Source organism: Rhizobium sp. BK379 (genome assembly GCF_014193955.1).
Taxonomy (GTDB): Bacteria; Pseudomonadota; Alphaproteobacteria; order Rhizobiales; family Rhizobiaceae; genus Rhizobium.
The window spans coordinates 917,163-933,191 of record NZ_JACIAD010000001.1; the positions used below are offsets into that span (position 1 = coordinate 917,163).

The 16,029-nt window shown below is 61.4% G+C and carries 20 protein-coding genes; 9 read left to right on the plus strand and 11 right to left on the minus strand.

Annotation, left to right across the window (positions count from 1 at the left end):
• Positions 1–111: 111 nt before the first annotated feature.
• Entirely contained in the window at positions 112–1,092 is a 981-nt protein-coding gene (locus FHT93_RS04760) for a calcium-binding protein (protein WP_183846381.1), read from the minus strand.
• Between the two features lie 301 nt (positions 1,093–1,393).
• On the opposite strand from FHT93_RS04760, the gene FHT93_RS04765 reads away from it, so the two are divergent.
• Positions 1,394–2,197: a phosphodiester glycosidase family protein gene (locus tag FHT93_RS04765; RefSeq protein ID WP_183846383.1), complete on the plus strand. Its 804-nt coding sequence runs from the start codon at positions 1,394–1,396 to the stop codon at positions 2,195–2,197.
• A 23-nt stretch (positions 2,198–2,220) separates the two neighbouring features.
• Here the strand turns inward: FHT93_RS04765 and FHT93_RS04770 are convergent, their stop codons facing one another.
• Both FHT93_RS04770 and FHT93_RS04775 read right to left on the minus strand, forming a co-directional pair.
• On the minus strand, positions 2,221–2,769 hold the full coding sequence (locus FHT93_RS04770; protein WP_112546683.1) for an isochorismatase family protein: 549 nt from the start codon (positions 2,767–2,769) through the stop codon (positions 2,221–2,223).
• 149 nt (positions 2,770–2,918) lie between these two features.
• The gene (locus FHT93_RS04775; RefSeq protein ID WP_183846385.1) at positions 2,919–3,914 is read right to left on the minus strand and encodes an AraC family transcriptional regulator; all 996 of its coding nucleotides are present in this window, start codon (positions 3,912–3,914) and stop codon (positions 2,919–2,921) included.
• Positions 3,915–4,115: 201 nt separating this feature from the next.
• Between FHT93_RS04775 and FHT93_RS04780 the strand changes: the two genes are divergently transcribed.
• Together FHT93_RS04780 and FHT93_RS04785 are read left to right on the plus strand one after the other, a co-directional pair.
• A complete protein-coding gene (locus FHT93_RS04780) occupies positions 4,116–4,886 on the plus strand; it encodes an alpha/beta hydrolase (protein WP_183846387.1) in 771 nt (256 codons plus the stop codon).
• Positions 4,887–5,053: 167 nt separating this feature from the next.
• A complete protein-coding gene (locus tag FHT93_RS04785) occupies positions 5,054–6,661 on the plus strand; it encodes a GMC oxidoreductase (RefSeq protein ID WP_113016100.1) in 1,608 nt (535 codons plus the stop codon).
• A 133-nt stretch (positions 6,662–6,794) separates the two neighbouring features.
• Here the strand turns inward: FHT93_RS04785 and FHT93_RS04790 are convergent, their stop codons facing one another.
• Positions 6,795–7,220 carry a pyridoxamine 5'-phosphate oxidase family protein gene (locus FHT93_RS04790; RefSeq protein WP_113145731.1) on the minus strand — a complete coding sequence of 142 codons (426 nt, stop codon included), beginning with the start codon at positions 7,218–7,220 and terminating at the stop codon, positions 6,795–6,797.
• Between the two features lie 247 nt (positions 7,221–7,467).
• The gene (locus tag FHT93_RS04795; RefSeq protein WP_183846388.1) at positions 7,468–8,061 is read right to left on the minus strand and encodes a TetR/AcrR family transcriptional regulator; all 594 of its coding nucleotides are present in this window, start codon (positions 8,059–8,061) and stop codon (positions 7,468–7,470) included.
• A 120-nt stretch (positions 8,062–8,181) separates the two neighbouring features.
• On the opposite strand from FHT93_RS04795, the gene FHT93_RS04800 reads away from it, so the two are divergent.
• The 3 genes from FHT93_RS04800 (at position 8,182) to FHT93_RS04810 (ending at position 9,465) form a co-directional block, all read left to right on the plus strand.
• Positions 8,182–8,562, plus strand: coding sequence for a DUF4267 domain-containing protein (locus FHT93_RS04800; RefSeq protein WP_183846390.1), 381 nt, complete (start codon positions 8,182–8,184; stop codon positions 8,560–8,562).
• Position 8,563: 1 nt separating this feature from the next.
• On the plus strand, positions 8,564–8,884 hold the full coding sequence (locus FHT93_RS04805) for a DoxX family protein (protein WP_183846392.1): 321 nt from the start codon (positions 8,564–8,566) through the stop codon (positions 8,882–8,884).
• Between the two features lie 107 nt (positions 8,885–8,991).
• Complete coding sequence (locus FHT93_RS04810; protein ID WP_246781542.1) at positions 8,992–9,465, plus strand: hypothetical protein; 474 nt, start codon at positions 8,992–8,994, stop codon at positions 9,463–9,465.
• 37 nt (positions 9,466–9,502) lie between these two features.
• Here FHT93_RS04810 and FHT93_RS04815 read toward each other — a convergent pair whose 3' ends face one another.
• Positions 9,503–9,727: a hypothetical protein gene (locus tag FHT93_RS04815; protein ID WP_112546509.1), complete on the minus strand. Its 225-nt coding sequence runs from the start codon at positions 9,725–9,727 to the stop codon at positions 9,503–9,505.
• A gap of 184 nt (positions 9,728–9,911) precedes the next feature.
• Here FHT93_RS04815 and FHT93_RS04820 point away from each other — a divergent pair, with 184 nt between their 5' ends.
• Positions 9,912–10,286 carry an oxidoreductase gene (locus FHT93_RS04820; RefSeq protein WP_183846394.1) on the plus strand — a complete coding sequence of 125 codons (375 nt, stop codon included), beginning with the start codon at positions 9,912–9,914 and terminating at the stop codon, positions 10,284–10,286.
• Positions 10,287–10,377: 91 nt separating this feature from the next.
• Here FHT93_RS04820 and FHT93_RS04825 read toward each other — a convergent pair whose 3' ends face one another.
• From FHT93_RS04825 to FHT93_RS04840, 4 genes are all read right to left on the minus strand, one after another.
• Positions 10,378–11,400 carry a hypothetical protein gene (locus tag FHT93_RS04825; RefSeq protein WP_183846396.1) on the minus strand — a complete coding sequence of 341 codons (1,023 nt, stop codon included), beginning with the start codon at positions 11,398–11,400 and terminating at the stop codon, positions 10,378–10,380.
• Between the two features lie 255 nt (positions 11,401–11,655).
• A complete protein-coding gene (locus FHT93_RS04830; protein ID WP_113145736.1) occupies positions 11,656–12,564 on the minus strand; it encodes a DUF1003 domain-containing protein in 909 nt (302 codons plus the stop codon).
• A gap of 258 nt (positions 12,565–12,822) precedes the next feature.
• Positions 12,823–13,359, minus strand: coding sequence for a GNAT family protein (locus FHT93_RS04835; protein ID WP_113207351.1), 537 nt, complete (start codon positions 13,357–13,359; stop codon positions 12,823–12,825).
• 145 nt (positions 13,360–13,504) lie between these two features.
• Positions 13,505–13,981: a hypothetical protein gene (locus FHT93_RS04840; RefSeq protein WP_183846398.1), complete on the minus strand. Its 477-nt coding sequence runs from the start codon at positions 13,979–13,981 to the stop codon at positions 13,505–13,507.
• An 85-nt stretch (positions 13,982–14,066) separates the two neighbouring features.
• Here FHT93_RS04840 and FHT93_RS04845 point away from each other — a divergent pair, with 85 nt between their 5' ends.
• Entirely contained in the window at positions 14,067–15,029 is a 963-nt protein-coding gene (locus FHT93_RS04845) for a PHB depolymerase family esterase (RefSeq protein WP_183846400.1), read from the plus strand.
• Between the two features lie 21 nt (positions 15,030–15,050).
• On the opposite strand, the gene FHT93_RS04850 is transcribed toward FHT93_RS04845, so the two are convergent.
• The gene (locus tag FHT93_RS04850; RefSeq protein WP_112547968.1) at positions 15,051–15,317 is read right to left on the minus strand and encodes a DUF2277 domain-containing protein; all 267 of its coding nucleotides are present in this window, start codon (positions 15,315–15,317) and stop codon (positions 15,051–15,053) included.
• A 207-nt stretch (positions 15,318–15,524) separates the two neighbouring features.
• Between FHT93_RS04850 and FHT93_RS04855 the strand changes: the two genes are divergently transcribed.
• Positions 15,525–15,962 carry a VOC family protein gene (locus FHT93_RS04855; RefSeq protein ID WP_183846402.1) on the plus strand — a complete coding sequence of 146 codons (438 nt, stop codon included), beginning with the start codon at positions 15,525–15,527 and terminating at the stop codon, positions 15,960–15,962.
• Positions 15,963–16,029: the final 67 nt, after the last annotated feature.

Consider the following 16,029-nt stretch of genomic DNA (forward strand, 5'->3'; position numbering starts at 1 on the left):
TGCAGGCGCCGACAGCGGAAAGACAGCATCGCCACGCGTCATGCCCGCCCCGCAGGCGACGGGCACGCGGCAATGGGCCGACTATGGCCACAACTGATTGGTTTCAACACATCAGGATTGGCTATAAGCCCGGACTGCGGCAACGACAGCGAGATCGGGCACATCCTTGGCTGTCGGCAGCATTGCCTGCAGATGTTTTATCCCTTCCCGCGGATCAAGCTGCCAGTTGTAATCCTTGCCGGGATCGAAGGCGATCTGCTGCAAACTGCCGTCGGCGAATTTCACCGTCAGGGCGGAATCCGGCGTCAGGTCCACGGTGATGCTGTCGCCGTCGCTTCCATCGAATGTAATGGTCGCCCTGTTGTCGGTGATGGAGATATGGGTGTTCTCCGCAGAGATGCCTTCGCCGAGCTCGAGCGTCGAGTCCGATCCGACAAGGTTCAGCTTGTCCTTGCCGTCACCGGCCGCATATTTGATAAGCGAGCCTGTTTCGGTCGGGATGTTGCTGCCCATTTCAGAGCGTCTGGCGGTGAGAGTAATGATATCGTCGCCCGTTCCTCCGGTGACGACATTGCTTGCGCCTGCGGTAATGCGATCGTCGCCTTCTCCGCCATCGATGGTGTTGGCCGAACCCGCCTCGATGATATCGTTGCCAGCTCCGCCCCTGATCGTGTTGTGGGTCGTGGCAGCCGTGATCTGATCGTCGCCGCTGTCGCCGTTGATGTCTGACCAGCCGCGGGTCACGATCGTGTCATTGCCCGCACCACCGCTGATGTTGTTGAGGCCGCCGGCGTCGATGTAGTCATTTCCGGCGCCGCCGCTGAACGAGGAGCCGAGCCCGCCCTTCATGATATCATCGCCATCCGTGCCGACGAGACCGGCATTGACGCCGCCGGCGATCAACTGCCCGCCGCTCTCCAGCAGGATCCGGGTGATCTTTCCGCTCGCATCCAGGGGGCCGGGCAAAAGACCAGCCGCGGTTGCAGCACTGAGAATCCCGTCCGGCGACGTCGGATCCTGCTCCTGATTTGAGCGAATGCCCTTCAGCAAGGTCAGGGCGGCCGAACTATGAATAGATGAAATAAATATCATGGTGCTTCCTCAAGGATCGCCCGCAGCCATCATCGGCCTGGAGCGCCAGTTGATTGCAGAGCGTCATGCTTGCCTCAAGAGTAACGGCACGACCCTAGGTGGCAGTTGGTTAACAAACGCAGAACGGGATATGCAGGATATTGAGTACCTGCAGTTGCGGGCGGCAGGGCAATTCCAGTGCAGCAGGTCGGTCAGCGTGCGCATAAGGCAAGCTTTGCAGGCAGAGATTAAGTTGCTCCCCGCTCTCGCCTTCTTTCCCGGTCATCAGCTACGAATTATCAGCCACGAGTCGGGAGATGCCATGCTTCGCACCATAATCGCCTTTGCCATGCTCCTTGCCGGTGCGTTTGCCGCGAAGGCCGAGGCGCCCGATGCGGCTGGCGCGCCGACGCCTGCCGATCCCTGCACACGCCAGAATTTCGAGGGCGGCAGCTATATCGTCTGCAGCGTCGATCCCGCAAAGGCGGATCTGCGCCTGTTCTGGAAGGATGCCGGGGGCAAGCCCTATCGCAGGTTTTCAGGCGTCGCCGATGCGGTTGCCGGCAAAGGACAGCGGCTTCTCTTTGCCATGAATGCCGGCATGTACCGCGAGGATTTCACGCCACTGGGGCTTTATGTCGAGGATGGCAGGGAGCTGATAGCGGCCAATGTCGAAGCGCCGCCCAAAGTGTCCGGCCCGGTGCCGAACTTCTTCAAGCAGCCGAACGGCATCTTCTATCTCGATGAGACCGGCGCCCATATCATCCCGACCGCCGATTTCCTGAAGCAGAAGCCAAAAACGCGCCTCGCCACGCAATCCGGCCCGATGCTGCTCGTCGCCGGCAAGGTCAACCCGATCTTCATACCCGGCTCGACCGACCGCACGCGGCGCAACGGCGTCGGCCTTGCAGCCGATGGCACGCTCCGCTTCGTCATCAGCGAGGGCAACGTGAATTTCCACGATTTCGCAAGGTTCTTCCGCGACGAGCTGAAATGCCCCGATGCGCTCTTCCTCGACGGCGGAAACGGCACCGGCCTCTACAATCCGGCGCTCGGCCGCAACGACACATCCTGGCACGGCGGCTATGGGCCGATCGTCGCGCTGGTGGGCGGCAAACCGGATTAGGCGGCGGCCCTCAGGCCGCCCACTCAGGCAGGCTGCATGGCCATCAGCTGCCGCGTCTCGACGATTTCGGCGAAATCCGATTTCAGGTGCGCCATCGTCACGTCGAAGATTTCCCGCGCCGAGAGATCGGCATCCGGCAGGTCGAAGCCGAGCACCGCGTCGCTGACGACGCTCATCTTGAAGCCGAGGTCACTGCCGGCGCGCACGGTCGTGTTGACGCAGAAGCCGGCGACCGCCCCCGTCACGACCAGATGCGTGATGCCGACCTCGTGCAGATAGCCCTCGAGCTCGGTGGAGGCAAAGGCCGACGACGTGGACTTGATGAAGACGGGCTCGTTCTCCCGCGCCTTCGCGCAGGGCATCGGCTGGTATCCAGGCGCTTTTTCGTTGAGCGCCGACCCTTCCGCGCTATCGCGGTGACGGACATGGATGACAGGCTTGCGGGCGGCGCGAAAGGCGCCGGCAAGGGCTGCGATATTCTCTCCCGCCTCGCCGTTCACGCGCTCGCGCCCGGCATCGAGCCGCTCCTGCATGACCATCTGCATATCGATGATGAGGAGTGCGCTGGTCATGGTTCCCTGGTCCTTTGCCGCTTGGAGGGCTTTGGAAAAGTTTAGCATCTGCTGCCGGCCAAGTCGCATGCAAAACAGGAAAACGGGCTCGACGGGTCATCACTTCTGCGACAGCAGACAGAAGCCTCAATGCCTCGCCCAGCCGGCGATCACGACAGGACGGCTTCGACGTCAGCCTCGTCGAGATCAGTCAGCGAGGTCTGATCAGGACGTTCCCCGGGCCTTGGGCCGGCTTCGACGCGCCGGGCTGCCCGATAGCGGCCGGGCGACAGGCCGTGGTGGCGATGGAACAACTTCGAGAACGCCGCAACGGTTTCGTAGCCAACGCGGCTTGCGATCCGGGCAATCCCCTCATCGCTTGATTCCAGCAGGAACGCAGCCTCCGACATCCGGCGTGCGATCAGATAGCGCTGCATGGACTGGCCGACGAGCTTGGTGAAACGAGCCGAAAACACCGAGCGGCCGAGCCCTACGCGATGTGCGAGGTCGCGAAGTGTCCACGGCCGATCCGGTTGCTCGTGGATCAGCTCGAGCGCTCGCCCAATATAGGGGTCCGCCATCGCCCCAAGCCATCCGCCTTCTCCCGGCCGGAGGGATTTGATCCAGCTTCGCAACACCTCGACGAAGAGCACCTCCGTCATTCGCGACAGCGCGACGCGTTGACCGGGACGTGCAAGCGCCGACTCGCTCACCATGCGGCGCAGGATAGCCTCGAGCCAGTCACCATCCATCGCCGGCTTCAGGAGAAGGACGGGCGGAAGCAGTTCCATCACGCTGCCGCGCGCCGGCCACGACAGGATGAAATTGCCGCAGATCATCGTCGAGAGCGGCTTCGTGCTGCCGCCGTGATGAACGACGCCAAGATGCGCGGGTCGGTCGAGGTCCGTAACCAGGAAAGGCGTCGTTCCGCTATCCGAGTAGATCAGATGGGGCTCGCCGCGTGTGATGACGACGAGATCACCCTCCGCCATCAGGAGTTCTTGCCCGTGTTCGAGCGCAAGCGTGGCTGAGCCGCGACTGAGATAATGGAACAGGGCGTAGGGCCGCTGCGGCATGGCCAGGTTCCAGGGATGACCGAGCTCGAAGTGAAAGAGCAGGGTTCCGCTAAGGCGAACGCGATCGAGCACTTCGGCGAGGATGTCCATGTCTGATGTTAATCCGCCGTACGGTCGGACACAATATCCGGACGATCGGGGCCTAACCTCCCGGAACTCTTCGTATTATTTCGTGTCGACGTGAGCCGACAGGCCACCCAGCAAGCAATCTGGAAAACTGCCGCAACACGTACCCAAGCGCCTGCCCTTTTCCATGGGGCGGGGTTGTCGGCATCCCAACAGGAGCAAGCAATGCGAAATAGACTACTCTTAGCCGCCACCGTTCTCGCCGCCGGAGCAGCGTTTGCCGCACCCGCCCATTCGGCCAAACTACCCGAGGGCGCGGCGCACAATATCGTGCTCGTCCATGGCGCTTTCGTCGACCAGTCAAGCTGGAAGCCCGTTGCCGACATTCTCACGAAGAAGGGCTATAACGTGACGCTGGTCCAAAATCCGCTCACGTCGCTGGCTGCGGATGTCGATGCCACCAAGCAGGCACTGGCAAAGCAGGATGGCAAGACCGTCCTCGTTGGTCACTCCTGGGCCGGCGTGGTCATCACGCAAGCCGGTGACGAACCCGAGGTCTCGGCGCTCGTCTACGTCTCCGCCTTCGCGCCTGACGTTGGAGAATCCCTGGCGTCCCTGGCCGCGCACGGCCCGGCAACCGAAGGCACCAATGCCATTCATCCCGACGACAAGGGCAACCTCTATATCGATCCCAAGGTGTTTCCGACGGCGGTCGCCGCCGACCTTCCCCTGAAGGTCGCCGAATCCCTCGCAAATTCGCAGCTTCCGCTCAACCACACGGCCTACGAGGCTCCGGTCGATATCGCAGCCTGGCACGACAAGCCGACTTTCTATGTGATCACCACGAAGGACAGGGTGATCGCGCCGGAGGCCCAGAAACTGTTCGCGGCCAGGATCAAGGCCAAGACCACCGAGGTGGCCGGCAGCCATGCCTCCCTCGTCGTCCACGCGGACGAGGTTGCCGCCGTCATTGAAAAGGCCGCGCTCGCGAAGTGACGATCCTGCTCCCGGTGCCACCGTGCCGGGAGCAGCTTTCCCCGCGCCCCCACCCCAGACAGCGCTCATACAGCCCCAAGACAACCAAGGGCTGAAGCCTCACAAAATACATTACACGCGCCAAAAAATGCGGCTATGATCCCGCCATCATAAGCCGGGATGGTGAAATGATTTCGTCGCTTCAAAACCTGCTTGCGGGACGTGTCGACGTTTGCGTCGTCGGCTCGGGGCCTGTCGGCCTGGCGCTGGGCATCGCGCTTGCCCGCTCCGGTCTCTCTGTCGCGCTGCTTGAATCCGGCGGCAAGACCATTTCCGAGAAGACGAACCGGCTGGCGGCAGCCGCCTCCATCAGCACCGACCACCATGCCGAAGCGAGCCTGACGATCCGCCGCGCGGTCGGCGGCACCTCGAAAGCCTGGGGCGGCCGCTGCGTCGAGTTCGACGACAGCGATTTCGATGGCAGGCCGGCGCGCGGCGATGCCCGCTGGCCGATCGAACACAGCGCCTTCAGGGCCTATTACGACGATGCCCGGGCCTTTCTCGGCGCCGAGCTGCCGGCAGTCGATATGCCCGACATGGACGGCGAATTCGAACCCTCGATCGAGAGCTGGGCCCGCGAGCCGGATATGGCAAAAGCGCACGGAGCGCTGATCGAGAACCTGCCGAACCTGCACCTCGTCACCCAGGCGACCGTGATCGGCCTCGATCTCGACCGCGAAGGCGCCCGCACGAAACGGCTGATGGTGTGGCATCGGGGCAAGCTGCATTCGCTCGGCGCCACGATCTTCGTTCTGGCCTGCGGCGGGCGCGAAAATGCCAGGCTGCTGCTGGCCGCACAGGAGATCGCGCCGCGGCTCTTCGGCGGCGTCGATGGCCCGCTCGGGCGTTATTACATGGGGCATCTGGCCGGCGAGCTCGCCCGCATCCGTTTTACCGATCGCAGCTTCATGGAAAAGATGTTCTTCCGCCGCAACGGCACCGGCGCCTGGTTCCGCGCGCGGCTGATACCGAGCATTGCCCTGCAGAACGAGCGCGATCTGCTGAACAGCGTCTTCTGGCTGCGCAGTCCGCCGCTGGAAGAAGTCTATGCGACGGCGGGCGCGCGTGCGACGCTGAACCTGTTCAAGGCCATCACCGGCAGGCGCAAGATGCGCCGCATGTCCTTCAAGTCGAAAGTATCCGATACCACCTCGCTGTCCGATCTCGTCGCAAACCCGGTGCAAAGCTTCAACGCCGCCCTGCAGCTGACGACATCAGCGCTCAAATCCGAACGGCAGCCGAATTTCTTCGTCAAGAACGGCGAGCATCTCTACTGGCTCGCCTATCACGGCGAGCAGCGGCCGGTCGCGTCCAACCGCGTGCGGCTGAGCTCCGAGGTCGATGAAACCGGCCTGAAGCGGCTCGCCGTCAGTTTCGACTTCGACGAGGAGGATCTCGCCTCGCTGATCAGGTGCCACCATGCGCTGGCGGAATGGATCGGCACAAGGCAGATCGGCACCTTCGAATGGCTTCACCCCGAAGACGGCCTGCAAACCGCCGTCCGCCGCCAGGCGCTCGACGGCTACCACCAGATCGGCCTGACCCGCATGGGCGCCTCGCCCCGCTCGAGCGTGGTGGACGGCAATTGCCGCTGTCACGACCTCGAAAACCTCTATGTCGCCGGCAGCTCGGTCTTCCCGGTGTCAGGACAGGCCAACCCGACCTTGCCGGCGGTGGCGCTGGCGCTCAGGCTGGCGGATCATCTGAAGGGGGAATTGCGGGCGGCGGGGGCGTGATGGTGCGCCTTGGGGCACCCCTCTGCCTTGCCGGGCTGCAGGGGTCGAGCCACGGGTCTCGACCCGTCCTTCGCCCCCCGAGGGTCACGATTTAACCGACGCCCCCGACGGCGACCCGAAACCGTTGCGCCTCTCAGAATTGAACCGCGATCAGCTCGGGAGGCTCCTTGTTGAAATCGGAATATCGAATCCACCGCGGCACCGCTTTGAACAACACGGCCCCTCTCTCGATGAACTCCCTGGCGGCCGGAAGGCTGTTGAGATAAGCGTCCTGGTATTGTTCGATATCCGCGGCAGGAACTCTTGTCGCCTCACCCTCGTATTGAACCGTGATATTGTCGTCCCATCCGACAACGAACGCGACGCCGGGACGCTCGGCGAGATTGTCGAACTTCCGCGTGTGCGTGAAAGTGCTGAACACGATCTCAAGATTGTCGCGCACCGAGAGGTCGATCGTAGCAGCCTCCGGCGTGCCATTACCATGGCAGGTCGCAATGACCGCCAGGGTGTGCTTCCTCAGGAATTCAAGGATCATGCGTTTCGTATGATCTTCGTCCATTGGCTCATCCCCCGGTGAGTATTCTCGATTTTTGTGCAGTTCCGTTTGACAGCCTGCCGGCCTCAGCGGAGTTTGGCCAGATGCGCCGCGTGCTTGAGAGATAGGCGTTCACCGCCCGACCCGGCCATTGATGCGTCCGTTCTAATCCCGTGCCTTCCAGGACGATTAACACATTGCTCGCCCTCGTTCGATGGTGGTGGGCGGCAACTGCCCGGAGATCGAACGGGCAATCGTCGACCGGGCAATGTCAGCCACGGCTGCGCGAATGACCTCCCGCATCCACGATCGCCCGAACGACCAGCGCGATGCGCTCGTCCCGCATGCCGGGCCGGATGCGCCCTGCCCGTTCGAGCGCGACAAGCCCGTGAAGGGCTGCCCAGAAGGTCTCGGTCACGATCTCCGCATCGGCGCAGAACGGAGATACGGCCGCGGCCAATGCCTCGAAACCGGCCCGAAGCTCCGGCCGTGTCTCGGCCTCGGCGAAGCGCAGCTGGGTCGGGAGGACAAACATGGCCTCGTAGAGCGACGGGCGGCTTTGCGCGAAGTCGAAATAGGCCATGGCGAGATCGGTCAGGGCCTCCCGCCTGCCCTTCGCCCCTTCCGCAGCTGCGCAAAGAGTGGCCGCGAGCTCTCTGAATCCCTCGATTGCGACGGCTGCCACGATCGCATCCCTGTTCTCGAAATGCGAATAGAGGACCGGCTGGCTGTATTCGATCTCCTTGGCCAGGCGGCGGATTGTGACGGCCTCCCATCCCTCGCTCTCGGCGATGCCACGGGCTGCCGCGACGATACGATCTTCGCGATCGGCGCGTTCCCGGCTCTTCCGCTCTGCGATACCCATTCCCCACCTCCATGCCCTGCCGCCTGAATGCAGAGATCATATCACGGCTTGAATATCTAGCAACGCTAGCATAAATGTTAGCACTGCTAGATTATTTAAAACCGCTAGAAGGATGGCGTGATGGATTGGCTTCTGAATGGGATCGGGCTGCTTGTGGCCCTTGCAATTATCGCGATCGGCACCGGCTATATTGCGAGCCCGACGACCATGGTGCGCAGCTTCGGCCTGCCGCTGCCGGGCGATGACCCGAACTTCCCTTCGTGGCTCCGCCTCAAGGGTGTTCGCGACATCGTCGCCGGATTGCTGGTGCTTGCCTTCATGGTCTGGGGCGTCCAGCGCGAGATCGGCATCGTGCTCTTGATCGAGGCCATCATCCCTCTCGGCGACATGCTGGTCATTCTCGCAGCGAAAGGCTCCACGAAAAGCGCCTTCGGCATTCATGGGCTGACGGCCGCGATCATGGTCCTGGCGGCCGTTCCCATGATTGCAGGTGCGCGCTGAGATGGTTCATGTTCTCTCACTCTGGTTCCTGTGTGCCGCGTTTTCAGGCGCCGGCCTCGTCAACGCCATCGGCACGTCAGGGATACGAAGCGATTTTGCCCGCTGGGGCTATCCGCGCTGGTGGGGCATCCTGACAGGCGGACTTGAGATATCGGCGGCCGCCCTGATTGCGTTTCCAGCCAGTCGAAGCTTCGGCCTGGTGCTCGCCACGGTCATCATCGCAGCCGCGATCGTGACTGTTCTGCGCCACCGGGACATGCAGCACCTTCCGCCGCTGAGCGTCTTCGTCAGCCTCATCGCTCTCGGCGCGATCTCGTCTTGAAACGGCCTATACCCTCGCGGGATTCACAGGGTTGCGCAACTCGAGGTAGCGCAACATCTGTTAGAACATTTCCCGGGCACCAATGATCTCTGACGGGATAATCCGCAATGGCTAATTGTTGTTATCGCGATCCCTGGTGCATCATTTCGCCGGCTGGTTGGGAAGACCAGCGGGAGATCATCGGCATCCAGGTGGAGGACGGAAACATGAAGCGCATCGCAGCTTTGGCAGTGGTCCTTGTCTTCGGCGCATTCCCCGCAATCGCCGCGACCGCGATGACGGGCAAGGAACTGACGGCCCTGTTGTCAAATGGCAAGGAACTCACCCTGGGCGGACCGAAGGAGGGGTATGCCGGCATGCTGTCCATATCGAAGGACGGGACCGCCAAGGGTCAGGTCAAGCTCGACAACGGCGACGTGATCCTGATCGAAGGCACATGGCACATTGCCGGCAACAAGTTTTGCCGAACCTGGAAGGGTCGGGACGCCGGAAAGGAAATCTGCGAGACCTGGAACAAGATCGGCCCGAACTCCGTGCGTGTCATGAACGGCAAGCGCGATATGGGCCTCAACTCGTGGTGATCGATGGCGAGGCCCCGTCCTCGCCTCAGTCAGCAGGTCACTCGCCCGGCAGGTCGCCGGCTGCCCGCAGTCTCGACATGCCGAGCTGCACGACCTTGATCATATGCGTCATTCGCAGCCCCCGGCCGGCCTGATACTCCTCGAGGCTGGGGCGCATGTGGACGAGATAGTCGAGTTCCCTGTGCCGCCCCTCCCGCGCCGCCTGGACACCGGCGGACCAGATGCGGTCGAAAAGCACACGCGTGCCGTCTCGGTTGGACATATCAGCCTTTTCGGATTGCAGTTCGGAAGCGGAATAGAACGAACTGGAGCGGCCAAAGTTCCCTCAGCCTTGCCTTTGGTACGGCAACGCACCCTTTCCCCGTCCGGGGCGCAAAAGACGGAACATTGAGAGCCGCGTCAGGTTGAGCCTCTGTCACAAAGCTCCAATTGAAGAGGCAATACCGATGTTTCTGAGAATCCTTGCAACGTCCGCCCTCGCCCTCACCCTGGCGGCCCCGGTCATGGCACAGTCTTCCGGCAGTTCAGGCGGCACCTCGGGCGGCACATCCGGCAGCGGCAGCAGCACCTCCGGCACCAATGGCAACAGCAACGGCACCGGCAGCAACATGAACGGCAGCGGCACCAACGGCGGCGCGACGGACAAGAGCACGACCGGCTCGACCAACAACGCCGGCAATCCCTCCAGCAACACCACCAATTCCGGCTCTTCGGGCGGCGACCCGAACGACTGCCAGCGCACGACCAACAGCGGCACAGGCAACCCGGCGCCGACCCCTTCGACGAATTCGGTCCAGCCGGATGCGGCGAACGCCTGCTGATGTCACCTCGCCATCAGCCCGGCTGAAAGCGGCCCGGCTCCCGGCGGGTAAATCTCCGCCGGGAGCCGGGTCATTCATGGCGCGGTGAGCATCACTTCGCCCGGACCGAGATGCTGGTCAGTTTCAGCCTGTCGTCTGCCGACAGCGGCTCAAGCGCCATGATCAGCGCCTCGCCGAGCGAGAACGCCTTCAGGTCAGACGTCCTGACGACGGTGTCGATCGTAAAGACAGTCTCGAAGACCTGGCGCTCCGGCAGGCCTATCGAATGTTTTTCGACCGCCAGCACCTGGAACGGATATGGCCTGACGGCGGCCGTGTGGACGGCGGCCAGCGCCATTTCGAGGTGTACGTTCACGAGATCGACGAGCTGCTCGATGTTGCTGAGAATACCCGCGCGGTCCTTCACCTCGCGGTGATGAGAGCAGAGATTGCGCGCGTCGCGCACCCTTCTGAACATGCCCATGAAGACTTCGAGGTCCAAAGGCGCGCCGTGATGAAGCCTGTCCGGTATCGAGGTCTTGAACTGCACCCATTGTTCGCGGATCAGCTCTTCGATGTCGGAGAGCTTGCTCCTCTCCAGCATCTTCCTGCCATCGCTCAAGGTCGGGATCAGCGTTCCGTGCAGTCCCTGCCCATCTATGCCTCTCAGCATGTTCTCGATCACGCGAGGCGTACCCGCCGTGACGCTAACCCCGTTGATATCGGAAAAATCGGAGGATTTGCCGCCGCGCTTGATGTGGGCATAGATATCGCTCCACCATTGGGGCGTGCCATAATGATGCTCCATCCATGCCGACAGATGCGTGCGGTAGGCCGCTTCGAACAATGACAATGCCGGAAAGAGCTTCGATTGCTCGCCGAGCTTTCGATAATAGGTGCGGATGATTTTCGGGATGAGTGCGGCAGCTTCGCACTTCGTTCCCGCCGCCTCGGCACGAGCCTTGGCCTTCGCGACGCTTCTGGCGACCCCGCGCAGTTCCTTCAATGCGCTGGTGAGGAAGTCGCCATTGGCCTGCGCGCAAAGAGCAGTAAACTGAGCTCTCTCGTAGATTTCCAGCTCGATTTCAAACTCTGCCAGCAGCCCCTCGGCATGCTTTTCGACGACAGTTTTCATGAACTTGCAACCGCGTTTGCTTTACGGTAGCGTTACACCCAATGGTTTGGGTTGCATAGATAATTTGCAACTGAATGGGTGCCATGGGGCTTGACATTGCCGGGGTGAACACTTACTTTCGATGCACTCCGTTGCGATGCCCTTAGGGGGGCTGTGCGCATTCTGCAGAGATTGCGACGCGAATGAGTCTAAACAACCCAAAAGAGGCCCTTCGAGGCCTCTTTTATTTTTTGTGCCCTCTGCACGACCACTCCCCTATTCCTCGGTCTCCTCGCCGGCAGGCTTGGTGCTGAACAGGTTCTTCAGCGCATTGGTCTTGGATTTCTGCGCCTTGCTGAGCTTCAGCGCGCGATTGGCGGCCTTGGCCTGTTCCAGCATCATTTCGATCTGGATCTGCTGGATCTCGGTCAGCCGTTCCCACTGCCGGTTCAGCAGGTGATCGACCTTTTCATGCAGGTGGCGGATTTCGAGTTCGGCCTTCAGATTGACCTTGTAATCGTTGAGCGCCCTCAGCCGGTCTTTCGCTTCCTGGCGGCGCTGGCTCATCATGATGATCGGCGCCTGCAGGGCGGCGATGGTCGAAAGGATGAGGTTCAGCAGGATGAAGGGATAGACGTCGAAGGCAGCCTTGTCGCCCAGCGCCAGGTTGATGCCCATCCAGACGGCGAGAAAGAAGCAGAAGGAGATGATGAAGGTCCAGCTGCCGCCGAAGGTGGCGACGACATCGGCGACACGATCGCCGAGCGAACGGCGTTCCTCGTAATCCTCTTCGATGTTTTCGGCGAGCGTGTCATGGCTCTTCAGGCTCTCGACGACCTCATCTTCCAGGTTGGAGAGCTCGCCGCGTTCGTCGCGCAGCAATTCGGCAATGTACTGGCCGCGATAGTCGTCGATCAGCTTGCGGCTGATATAATCGTCCGAGCGGAGGCCCGGATGTTTCTGCCGCACGAAATCGGCAAGCGCCGGGCGCAGATCGTCGAAATGGAAGGCGTCCTTCTTCTTCAGCGTCGCGCCGGTGATCGCATCCACCAGCTTGACCGACTTTGCCTTCGCCTGCGCCAGGCTCTTGGAATAGTCGTCCATCTCGACGGTGGCCGCCTCTCCGTGCCCCGCATCGAAGTCGACGATTTCGCCCGTCAGGTCCAGGGGCTTCTCTTCTGCCATCTGCCGATCCTCGCTGCCGATTTTTCGCCCGTCTAGCCATCAATTCCAACAGGATTGTGACATGCAACCGTCTCTGAATTGAGCAATATCTGCGGCAAATTAGCCGCCTCGCTACCGGGGGCAAGAAGAGGCCAAAACGCTTCGCAATGGTGGCAAGCCCCTCCCCGACCAAGTCACAAGTGGCGCGAGTCAGGGCCGGGTGAAAACAGGCAGAATTTCACTGGCTGCGACGGTGAAGATTCATTCGGCCGGACACCGCTAACCGCGCATCTGATATTCGGTGGATAGCAGGCCCATCATAAGGTCATCGTGCCACTTGCCATCTACAAAAGCTGTTTCCCGCTCTTGTCCCTCTACGATGAAGCCGCATTTCGCGTAGGCCCGGATTGCACGTTCGTTGTACGCGAGCACTCGTATGCCGATACGATGAAGTTTCAGCTCGAAGAAGGCATGTCTCAACAGCAGGTCGATCGCCTCGGTTCCTATTCCCATTCCAAGACGGCTACGGTCATAAATGGCAATCGCCATGGCCGCCCGCTTGTCCTCAGCGTTGATACTGTGAAGCTTTATTTCGCCAACCAAGCATCCTTCCACCTCGATAACCCACGCGTGAGGATTTTCTGCTTGGCCTTGAGCCCATCGCTTAGCAGCGTCTTTCGTCATTGGCTTCGCGTCCGCCAAGCTGACGCCGAACATCCTGACGATGTCGGGATCCGTACCCAGCGCGAACCGAGCATCCGCATCATCGGATGAAGCAGGCCTTAGCCTTACCCGTGCTCCCTGCAGAACAGTCATCGAAACGACCCGATATCAAGACAAGCCTAAAGCACTGTAGGAAAACCATAGCGGATCGCAATAACGGCTCATGACGCCGAGCGGTTATGCCGCCCAACCACACCTGCTGCCGATCCCGCCATTTCTATCAGCCCTCAGGGAAACACTATTCGTAATCGGGAAAGACTACCCTCTTGTCATCAGGCGCATCCACCCACGCTCGATAGGTTTCGTATTTCACGGCACCGAACGCAATTCCCTTGACCAAACGACGGCACACCTCTGCAGTCGCCTTCTCAGGAGGCATTCCGCTATCCCGCTCCACCTCCGTCCTTGCTGGACCGGCCATCGCTACCAACCCATTCTCAGTACATGCTTGGATAATTCGTGAATGGGTCGCCGGCTGCTTACGGATGATAGAAGCGTAGTATTCGAAGGTTTCACTGTTCCATGTACCGCTATCAGCCTGGGCCAAAGATGGCGTCGCGACCACTGTGATGAGTGCCGCAATCAATTGAATTTTGTTCGGCAAAGAATCCCCCGAAAGTTGCACAGGCAAGAAAAGCAGTTTCTGGATGTGAGCGCAACCGTTCACGCGGACCTCGACTGAAACCCAGCCGATGAAGACGGCAACCTGCGCCATTGCGTCGCTTCGTCGGTTCATTGCCGGTGCTGCGCAATGGCATATGTTTCGTCGCTGTGTTTTCGTCAGAAAGCGAGGACGTTTGATGTTCTGCGCATTGCCACGCCTGCCATTTGCCGGCTTCCTTTTTCTCTTCGGCCTGATCCTCGGCCCGGCATTTCTCCTCGGCGCGAGGGGCGCTCATGCCGATGACCTCCTGACCTACAGATGGCAGGGCGTCGACCGCACCGCGATCCTGCATATCCCCGCGGGCGCCGCCGGGCACCCTGCCCCGCTCGTCATCGTCATGTACGGGTCCGACGACAAGGCCGCCAACTTCCAGAAAAACAGCGGATTCGATGCCGTCGCCGATCGCGAGAATTTCATCACCCTCTATCCGGAAGCGATCGATGGCGCCTGGAACATCAAATCCAGAAAACCTGCCATCAACGGCGAGCCGGTAGACGACATCGGCTTCTTCCGCACCATGATCGACGATCTCGTCAGCCGGAAGATCGCCGATGGCTCAAGGGTCTATGCCACGGGCTTCTCCTTCGGCGCGCTGATGACCTATACGCTCGCCTGCGCGCTTCCCGACAGGATATCGGCGATCGCGCCCGTCGCCAGCGCGATCAACGAAGCGCAGGTCGAAGATTGCAAGCCCGGCCACCCCATGCCGGTCATGATGGTCAACGGTACGAGCGACGACGTGCAGCGCTACGACGGCTATATCCGCTCCTTCGGACGGCTGCTTTCCGTGCCCGAGACGACCGAATACTGGCGCCGGATCGACGGCTGCACCGGGGAGACGTCAACGCCGCTGCCGCATCTCAATCCGCATGACCTCACCCGCGCCAGTCTCGTGCAATGGACCGGATGCCAGGCCGATACGGGCGTTCAACTGTATCGCATCGAAAACGGCGGCCACTGCTGGCCCCGCCTCGCCAGGCCCGATACCGGCTCCGGCATGGACGATCCGCCGGACGGACCGCGTTTCGGGGGATGCAGCAACGATCTCGAGACGGCGGCCGAAGTCTGGAGCTTTATCAGCCGCTATCACGGCGAGTGACTAGGATCGGCAAGTGTGCTTTCAGGCGAAGCGGGCCGCCGATCGTGCTTTCGCCTTGGCGGCGACTTCCTCGCGGTCGCGGGGCGGTTGCGACGTCTCCATCGAATCGAGCAATTCACGGGCACAATTGGCAATCGCCATGACCGCGTTTTCGAACGCGGCCTCGTTGCGTTTCGATGGCTTGTTGGTTCCGCTGAGCTTGCGCACGAACTGGAGCGCCGCATCGTGGATTTCCGCGTCCGTCGCCGGCGGATCGAAATTGAACAGGGGCTTGATGTTCCGGCACATGCCTTTGCTTCCCTTTGATATCTTCGCCACGAAGGGCGTGGTTCCCCGAAAGTTAGTCCTGTGCGTGCCAATTGCAACGGACCATATCGCGATCATGCGGAAAGCAAAAATCGGCGGGATGGTTGTCGGTATTGCGCCGCCTCGAGCGTCCTTTGGTGCACGAGGCGATGCCTTGCAGAGTGAAACAGCAGCCTGGAGATCGGGAATATGGCGCTCAAGCGAATGGACAATGTGGGAATCGTCGTCGAAGACCTCGCAGAAGCGATCGATTTCTTTCGCGAACTCGGCCTCGAACTCGAAGGCCGGGCCATGATCGAGGGAGAATGGGCCGGACGGGTCACGGGCCTCGGCGATCAGCATGTCGAGATCGCCATGATGCGAACGCCTGATGGCCACAGCCGGCTCGAACTCTCCCGCTTCCTGAGACCGCAGGTCGTCGCCGACCACCGGAATGCCCCGGTCAACGTGCTCGGCTACCTCCGCGTCATGTTCGCCGTCGACGATATTGACGAGACGCTCGAAAGGCTGCGTGCGCGCGGCGCCGCACTCGTCGGCGAAGTCGTCCGGTATCAGGACACCTACCGGCTCTGCTACATCCGCGGCCCCGAAGGCATCCTCATCGGGCTTGCCCAGGAACTCGGGTGAGCTGAACGGCCAGGAGCAAGAATAGTGCGCTGGCCGTCGGCGACTTCGCCGGCGGCAAGTGCATATT

Coding starts and splice junctions, on each gene's coding strand:
- FHT93_RS04855 (WP_183846402.1), top strand. CDS start 15,525: ATGGCGCTCAAGCGAATGGACAATGTGGGAATCGTCGTCGAAGACCTC.
- FHT93_RS04825 (WP_183846396.1), bottom strand. CDS start 11,400: ATGAAAACTGTCGTCGAAAAGCATGCCGAGGGGCTGCTGGCAGAGTTT.
- FHT93_RS04805 (WP_183846392.1), top strand. CDS start 8,564: ATGGTTCATGTTCTCTCACTCTGGTTCCTGTGTGCCGCGTTTTCAGGC.
- FHT93_RS04770 (WP_112546683.1), bottom strand. CDS start 2,769: ATGACCAGCGCACTCCTCATCATCGATATGCAGATGGTCATGCAGGAG.
- FHT93_RS04810 (WP_246781542.1), top strand. CDS start 8,992: ATGGCTAATTGTTGTTATCGCGATCCCTGGTGCATCATTTCGCCGGCT.
- FHT93_RS04845 (WP_183846400.1), top strand. CDS start 14,067: ATGTTCTGCGCATTGCCACGCCTGCCATTTGCCGGCTTCCTTTTTCTC.
- FHT93_RS04795 (WP_183846388.1), bottom strand. CDS start 8,061: ATGGGTATCGCAGAGCGGAAGAGCCGGGAACGCGCCGATCGCGAAGAT.
- FHT93_RS04760 (WP_183846381.1), bottom strand. CDS start 1,092: ATGATATTTATTTCATCTATTCATAGTTCGGCCGCCCTGACCTTGCTG.
- FHT93_RS04765 (WP_183846383.1), top strand. CDS start 1,394: ATGCTTCGCACCATAATCGCCTTTGCCATGCTCCTTGCCGGTGCGTTT.
- FHT93_RS04800 (WP_183846390.1), top strand. CDS start 8,182: ATGGATTGGCTTCTGAATGGGATCGGGCTGCTTGTGGCCCTTGCAATT.
- FHT93_RS04775 (WP_183846385.1), bottom strand. CDS start 3,914: ATGGACATCCTCGCCGAAGTGCTCGATCGCGTTCGCCTTAGCGGAACC.
- FHT93_RS04790 (WP_113145731.1), bottom strand. CDS start 7,220: ATGGACGAAGATCATACGAAACGCATGATCCTTGAATTCCTGAGGAAG.
- FHT93_RS04820 (WP_183846394.1), top strand. CDS start 9,912: ATGTTTCTGAGAATCCTTGCAACGTCCGCCCTCGCCCTCACCCTGGCG.
- FHT93_RS04835 (WP_113207351.1), bottom strand. CDS start 13,359: ATGACTGTTCTGCAGGGAGCACGGGTAAGGCTAAGGCCTGCTTCATCC.
- FHT93_RS04815 (WP_112546509.1), bottom strand. CDS start 9,727: ATGTCCAACCGAGACGGCACGCGTGTGCTTTTCGACCGCATCTGGTCC.
- FHT93_RS04850 (WP_112547968.1), bottom strand. CDS start 15,317: ATGTGCCGGAACATCAAGCCCCTGTTCAATTTCGATCCGCCGGCGACG.
- FHT93_RS04785 (WP_113016100.1), top strand. CDS start 5,054: ATGATTTCGTCGCTTCAAAACCTGCTTGCGGGACGTGTCGACGTTTGC.
- FHT93_RS04830 (WP_113145736.1), bottom strand. CDS start 12,564: ATGGCAGAAGAGAAGCCCCTGGACCTGACGGGCGAAATCGTCGACTTC.
- FHT93_RS04840 (WP_183846398.1), bottom strand. CDS start 13,981: ATGGCGCAGGTTGCCGTCTTCATCGGCTGGGTTTCAGTCGAGGTCCGC.
- FHT93_RS04780 (WP_183846387.1), top strand. CDS start 4,116: ATGCGAAATAGACTACTCTTAGCCGCCACCGTTCTCGCCGCCGGAGCA.